General features: G+C 73.9%; 2 protein-coding genes. Both read right to left on the minus strand.

Annotation, left to right across the window (positions count from 1 at the left end):
* Positions 1 to 5,903: type I polyketide synthase (locus AOK24_RS25280; protein WP_055722375.1), on the minus strand; the 5,903-nt coding region annotated here is incomplete at its 3' end.
* Between the two features lie 109 nt (positions 5,904 to 6,012).
* Positions 6,013 to 7,011, minus strand: a complete 999-nt coding sequence (locus AOK24_RS25285; RefSeq protein WP_055722376.1) for a class I SAM-dependent methyltransferase — start codon at positions 7,009 to 7,011, stop codon at positions 6,013 to 6,015.
* Between the last annotated feature and the right edge of the window lie 21 nt (positions 7,012 to 7,032).

The raw sequence follows: 7,032 nt of genomic DNA on the forward strand, positions 1-7,032 counted from the left end.
CCGCTGACCCGCACATGCGGCTCCCCGGCCCCCACCGCGTCCCCGATACGAGCCGAAGACCGGGCATCCCCGTCCGTCTCCACCACCACGAACCGCCCCGGATGCTCCGACTGGGCCGACCGCACCAGCCCCCGGGCCGCCGCATGCGCCAGATCCCCGCTCTGCGTCACGACGGCGAGCGGAACATCCTGATCCCCCTCCAGCCACTGCTGAAGCCGGGCCAGCGTCTCCAGCACAGCCTTGCGCACATCACCGGCCGGCGGCGTGAAGACCACCGACTCCCCCGCAGAACCGGCGAGTTCGACCCACCGCGTCCGGTACACGGAGTCGGTGGGCACAGCCCCGGTCAACTCCCGCAGTGCGACGGCCCGCATCCCGAGGGTCCCCCGGAACATCGGCTCCCCCGCGACGGTGAAGATACTGACGTCGACGTCCGACACCCCCCTGGGCACCAGGTGGACGTACGCCTCGGTGTCTTGGCACTCCCCCGCCCACACGTCCCGCCACACGAACGGCAACCGCACCTCGCCTTCGGCCGGGTCCGTGGTGAACGCGAGAGCGTGCAGAGCGGCGTCACCGAGGACGGGATGCAGCCCGGCCCCGCCGAACCCACCGGGCGACTCTTCCGGCAACCGGAGTTCGGCGAAGAGTTCGTCACCCCGCCGCCACACCTGCCGCACCCCGCGGAAGGCGGCCCCGTACTCGAACCCTCGCAGGGCGAGCGACGCGTAGTCCACGTCGACCTGCACCGCGTCGGACGGCACCGGTTCAGCGACCCTAGAAGGCTCAACTCCCCCCGCACCAAGGGTCCCTTGCGCATGCCGCCGCCACCGCGCCCCCGGCTGGTCCGGCCGCGAGAACACCTCGACCGTGCGCCGCTCGCCGTCCACCACGACCTGGAGTTCGGCCGCCCCCTGCCGCGACAGCACCAACGGCGCCTCGATGACCAGTTCGTCGACACCACCGCCCCCGGCCCGCAACGCGAGGTCCAGCAGGGCGGTCCCCGGCAGCAGGCACGTCCCGTTCACCGCGTGGTCCGCCAGCCACGGCAGCTCGACCGGCGAGATCCGGCTCGTCGCCACCGACTCCCCGCTGCGCGCGGACTCGACGAACGCCCCGAGCAGCGGATGCCCGCTCCCCGTACGCCCCGCCCCGCCGGTCGTCAGCCAGAACCGCCGCCGCCGGAACGGCGTGGTCGGCAACGGCAGGGCAACCGCCCGCCCGACCGGCGTGAGCCGCACCCCGTCCACCCCACGGACGTACAACTCGGCGGCGGAGGACAGGAACCGCGCGGGACCACCGTCATCGCGCCGCAGGGTCCCGGTGACCACGGCGTTCGCGCCGACGCCGTCCAGCGTCTCTTCGACAGCGGAGGCCAGCACAGGATGCCCGCTGGACTCCACGAAGACCCGGAACCCGTCCTCGGCAAGCCGCTCGACGGCAGGTTGGAACCGCACGGGTTCACGCAGGTTGCGGTACCAGTACGCGGCGTCCAGAGCGCCGGGACCGATCCACTCCAGGTCGACCGTGGAGTACATCGGCACCGAAGGCGTACCCGCCCGCACCGTCCCCAGCCGTTCCAGCAACTCTTCCCGCAGCGCCTCCATCCGGGGCGAGTGCGAGGCGTACCCGATGCGTACCCGCCGGGCCTGCACCCCGTCGAGCGCGCACTCGGCGAGCAGCCCCTTGAGCGCGATCTCGTCCCCGGCGACGGCCGTGGCCGTCGGCCCGTTGAGCCCGGCCACCCACAGCTGGTCCGGCCACCGCTCGACCAGCCAGTCCACCTGCTCGGGCGCCGCCGACACGGCGACCATGCCGGTCCCGCCGCCGAGCCCGGCGATGACCTGCCCCCGCACGGCGACGATCCGCGCGGCCTCGTCCAGGCTCAGCGCCCCGGCGACGTACGCGGCGGCCAACTCCCCCACGGAATGCCCGAGTACGGCGTCCGGCTCGACCCCGTGGGCCCGCCACAGCGCCGCGAGCGACACCGTCACCGCGAACAGCGCGGGCTGCACGATGTCCACCCTCTCCAGCCGCTCAGGATCGGCGAGCACCTCGGTGAGCGACCAGTCGACGTACGGCGTAAGGGCCCGCTCGCAGGCGAGGAGCGACTCCGCGAACACGGACTCGCCCATGAGCCCGGCGGCCATCCCGGCCCACTGGGAACCGTGCCCGGGGAACACGAACACGACCTTCCCGTCGACGTCGGCCACCCCGGCGACGACGTTCGCGGCCGGCTTCCCGTCCGCCAACGCCCGTACCCCGGCCGCGAGTTCACCGCCGACGACGACGGCCCGGTGGGCGAAGCGGCTGCGTCCGGCGAGGGCGTGCGCGAGGTCGCCGGGCGGTACGGTCCCGAGGACCGGGACCAGCCGCGCGGCCCAGTCGCGGAGGCGTTCGGGCGACTTCCCGGACAGCGTGAGGGCGACGGCCTCCGGCTCGCGCCCGGCCGGCACCGCGGGCTCGTTCGGCGGCTCCTCCAGGATCATGTGCGCGTTGGTCCCGCTGATCCCGAACGACGACACGGCGGCCCGCGCGGGCCGCCCCCGATCCGGCCACGGCATGCTCTCGGTCAGCAGCCGCACGTCCCCCGACGCCCAGTCCACGTGCGGTGTCGGCGCGTCCACGTGCAACGTCTTCGGCAGGGTCCGGTGGCGCATCGCCTGGACGACCTTGATGACCCCGCCGATCCCGGCGGCGGCCTGCGTGTGCCCGACGTTGGACTTGAGCGAGCCGAGCCACAGCGGCGCGCCGCGCCCCTGTCCGTACGTCGCGAGCAGCGCGCCCGCCTCGATGGGGTCCCCGAGGCGGGTCCCGGTGCCGTGCGCCTCGACGGCGTCGACGTCGTCCGGTCCGAGCCCGGCGTCCCGGAGGGCGAGGCGGATCACCTCGCGCTGGGCGGTCCCGCTGGGCGCGGTCAGGCCGTTGGAGGCGCCGTCCTGGTTGACGGCGGAGCCCCGGATCACGGCGAGCACGGGATGCCCGGCACGGCGCGCGCTGGAGAGCCGCTCCAGTACGGCCATCCCGGCGCCCTCGGCCCATCCCGTGCCGTCGGCCCCGGCGGCGAACGGCTTGCACCGGCCGTCCTCGGACAGCGCGCCCTGCCTGCTGAACTCCAGGAAGCCCTGGGGGGTTCCCATCACGGCGACCCCGCCCGCGAGCGCGAGGTGGCACTCGCCGCGCCGGATCGCCTGGGCGGCGAGGTGCATCGCGACCAGGGAGGACGAGCAGGCGGTGTCGATGGTGAGGGCGGGGCCGCGCAGGCCCAGGGTGTAGGCGATCCGCCCGGAGGCGACGCCGCCCTGTACGCCTGTGGCGAGGTAGCCCTCCAGTTCCCGGGGCACCCGGTCCATGTCGGTGACGTAGTCGTGGAGCATCAGCCCGGCGTACACGCCGACCCGTTCGCCGCGCAGCGCGGCCGGGTCGAGTCCGGCGCGTTCCAGGGCCTCCCAGGCGGTCTCCAGGAGCAGGCGGTGCTGGGGGTCGGTGGCGAGGGCCTCGCGGGGGGAGATCCCGAAGAACTCGGCGTCGAACTCGGCGGCGTCGTGCAGGAATCCGCCGTGCCGGGTGGCGGACGTGGCGGAGAGCCGCTCCAGGTCCCAGCCCCGGTCGTCGGGGAACCCGGAGATCGCGTCGGTCTCGTCGGCGACGAGCCGCCACAGTTCGTCGGGGGTGGTGACGCCGCCGGGGTAGCGGCAGGCGAGCCCGACGAGGACGACGGGGTCGTCGTCGGCCGCCTCGTGCACGGCGGCCGGGGTCGGCGTCTCGGTGGCGCCGGTGAGTTCGCCGTGTACGTATGCGGCGACGGCCCGTACCGAGGGGTGGTCGAAGACGAGGGTGGTGGGCAGGGTCAGGCCGACGGCGGCTGCGATGCGGTCGCGCAGGCGGACGGCGTCGGCGGAGGTGAGGCCGTACTCGCGCAGGGCGCGGTCGGGGTCGATGCCGACGGGGTCGCCCAGGACGTGGGTGACCTCACGGGTGACGATGTCGACGAGGGAGGCGCCGGTCAAGTCGGCCCGTTCGGGGAGCCGTTCGGGGTTGGTGGGGCGGGCGGCGGTGACGAGGGTGGCGCCGGGGTGGCCGAGGGCGACGTCGAGGGCGTCGAGGACACGGCGGTCGGTGAGCCCTTCAGCGAGGACCAGGGTGGTGCCGTCGACGGTGACGGTGGTGCCGGTCACGGTGACCGCCAGGTCGCAGGGCTCCCCGGCGACGTGACGGGCTCCGTGCCCCTCGACCAGGTGCCCGGCGATGAGGGCGGCGAGCCGTCCGCCGGTCACTGCGACCTCGCGGCCGGCCAGGGACGGCAGCGGCGCGGTGCCCGGCAGGGGCGTCAACTCGCCGCCCGCGCCGACCCGTTGGAGTCCTTCGTGGACGCCTGAGACGCCGAGGAGGCGGCCCGGCAGGCCGGGGAGCAGTCTGCGGATCACCTTCCCGCTGGCTGTCCTGGGCAGTTCGCGTACCGCCCTGGCCTCGACGGGCACCTTGAACGGGGCGAGTTCGCGCCGGCATCGGGCGAACAGGGCGGCGCAGTCCACGCCGTCCGGTCCCGGCACCACCAGGGCGGCCGGGACCTGCCCGAACTCCTCGTCGGGCAGGCCGATGACGGCGGCGTCGCGGACGCCGGGGACCTTGAGGAGGACGGCCTCGATCTCGGTGGGGTGGACGTTCTCGCCGCCCCGGATGATGACGCTGTCGCGGCGGCCGGTGACGTACAGGTAGCCGTCGGTGTCGCGGCGGGCGAGGTCGCCGGTGTGGTACCAGCCGCCCTTGAGGGCCTCGGCGGTCGCGTCGGGCCGGTTGTGGTAACCCAGCATGATGTTCGGGGACTTGATCCAGATCTCGCCCTCGGTGCCGGCCGGGACGTCGGCGCCGGTCGCGGGGTCGACGACGCGCAGGTCGGTCCCGGGCAGCGGCAGCCCGCAGGAACCGGGCCGCGGTGCGCCGCCGGGGCGCATGGTGGCCATGGGGCCGCTGGTCTCGGTGGAGCCGTAGTGGTCGGTGAGCCCGATGCCGAAGGCGGCCTCGAACGACGCGGCGAGCTGCGGGGTGGTGACCGCGCCGGCGACCAGGCAGACGCGCAGCGCGGGGAGGTGGAGCCCTTCGGGGCCGGCCGCGTGGACGAGGTTGTGGTACATCGTGGGCACGCCGACGAGGAAGCTGTGGGGGCGGGCGCGCAGTTCGTCGAGGACCTCGGGGGCCGAGAAGCCGGGCACGATGTGCGCTGAGGCGCCGACGGCGGTCACGGCCATCACGCAGAGGTTGTGGGCGAAGGAGTGGAACAGGGGCAGCGGCCACAGCAGCGTGTCGTCCGGGGACAGTTCGATGATCGGCGTGTAGCAGGTGGCGGTGTTCCACAGGACGGCGCGCAGCGTCGACAGGACACCCTTGGGAACGCCGGTGGTGCCGGAGGTGTAGAGCAGGAACGCGGGTTCGTCGAGGCCGAGGTCGTCGCGGGCCGGGGTGGCGGGGTCGCGGGTGACGAGGTCCTCGTAGGAGTCGCCGACGACGATGACGTGCCGTCCGCCGGGCGGCAGGACCGTGCGGACCTGGTCGGCGTGGGCGGTGTCGGTGATGACGGCGAGGGCGTCGCTGTCGGTGAGGACGTGGGTGAGTTCGGCGTCGGAGGAGTGCGGGTTGACGGGGACGCCGACGCAGCCCGCCCGGTTGACGCCCAGGTAGCTCTCCACGGTCTCCACACGGTTGCCGAGGAGGATCGCGACCCGGGAGCCCCTCGGCACGAGGGCGGCCAGGTGGCCGCCGAGGCGTGCCGTGCGCAGGTCGAGGTCCGCGAAGGTGAGCGACGTACGGGTGTCGGAGAACGCGACCTTCGTGCCGCGCGTCCTGGCGTGTCCGCGCAGCAGTTCGGGCAGCGGTCGGACCAGGTCGCTGGGTGTCGCGGGCATCTGTGTCTCTTCTCGCGGTGCGGTCATGGTGTGGGTTCCCCCTCGCTGTCTCGGCCCCACGATGTCATCGCTCCCCCGGCCGGGCCGTGTACGTCGTGGGGCCCCGGGCTCAGGTTCTCGGCGTGAGGTGGAGGATGCAGCTGTGGGGGACGTCCAGTTCGGTGCGGTCGTCGAGGCGCCACGGGGAGCGGGCGATGGCGTCCTCCCATTCGCCGGTGTCGGGGATGTGCTGGTCCATGAGGGCGTGGGTGTACTCGAAGCCGAGCGAGAACAGCGGCGCGGCGGGGTCGTTGCTGAGGTCGGAGCGGTAGGTGTCGCCGAGCAGCAGACGCCGTACGTCGGGAAACGCCTCGCGCAGCCGGCCGAGCGAGGCGGCGCAGTCCGCCGGGGGCCACAGGTCATGGCCGAGGAAGAAGGACAGGACGAGGTCGACGCCGGGGTGGCGGCCCTTGGCCAGGCGGGCGACGTCTCCGTGCACGATCTCGACGCGGTCACCGAGCCCGGCATCGGCGACGGCCTTGGTGGCGGCCTCGACCGCCCCCGCATCGACGTCGATACCGACGAACCGCTTCCCGGGGTGGCGCAGAGCGAGTCGGACGAGCCGGCGTCCGCTGCCGCAGCCCAGGTCGGCGGCGCGCTCGAAGTCAAGGCCGGCGGTGACCCGTTCGACGACGGGGTCGACATGGAAGTGCCCGTAGTCGCGTCCCGCGCGGGCGATGGCAGCGCCGTCGCGCAGCCGTACGGCGTCCTGGCCGCGTCCGGCACGGGCGAGTTCACCGGCCCGGGCAAGGAGGGGGGCGTGTCCCTGGACCAGCCACACGAAGTAGCCCTTGTTCTCCCAGAGTTCGCTGAAGCGGGGGCCGGGCACGAGGGTGACGCCATCACCGACGGTGGCGACCGCGTCGGCGCCCTCCAGGGCGTCCACGATGAGCCGCAGCGCACGAAAGCTCAGGCCGTGCTCGCGGGCGAAGGCGTCGAGGGCACAGGTGCGGTCCTCGTCGAGGACGTCGAGGAGACCGAGTTCGACGGCTGCGGCGATCGCGGAGGCGAGGACGGTGCCGTTGAACGCCTGGCGCATGGAGAGGGGGGCGGCGGTGTCGGTGCTCATCGGGGGGCTCCTGGGTGGGGG

This window comes from Streptomyces niveiscabiei, assembly GCF_001419795.1.
Classification (GTDB): Bacteria; Actinomycetota; Actinomycetes; order Streptomycetales; family Streptomycetaceae; genus Streptomyces; species Streptomyces niveiscabiei.

Excerpts from the sequence above, each read along its gene's own strand:
- AOK24_RS25285 (WP_055722376.1), bottom strand. The coding sequence starts at position 7,011 with ATGAGCACCGACACCGCCGCCCCCCTCTCCATGCGCCAGGCGTTCAAC.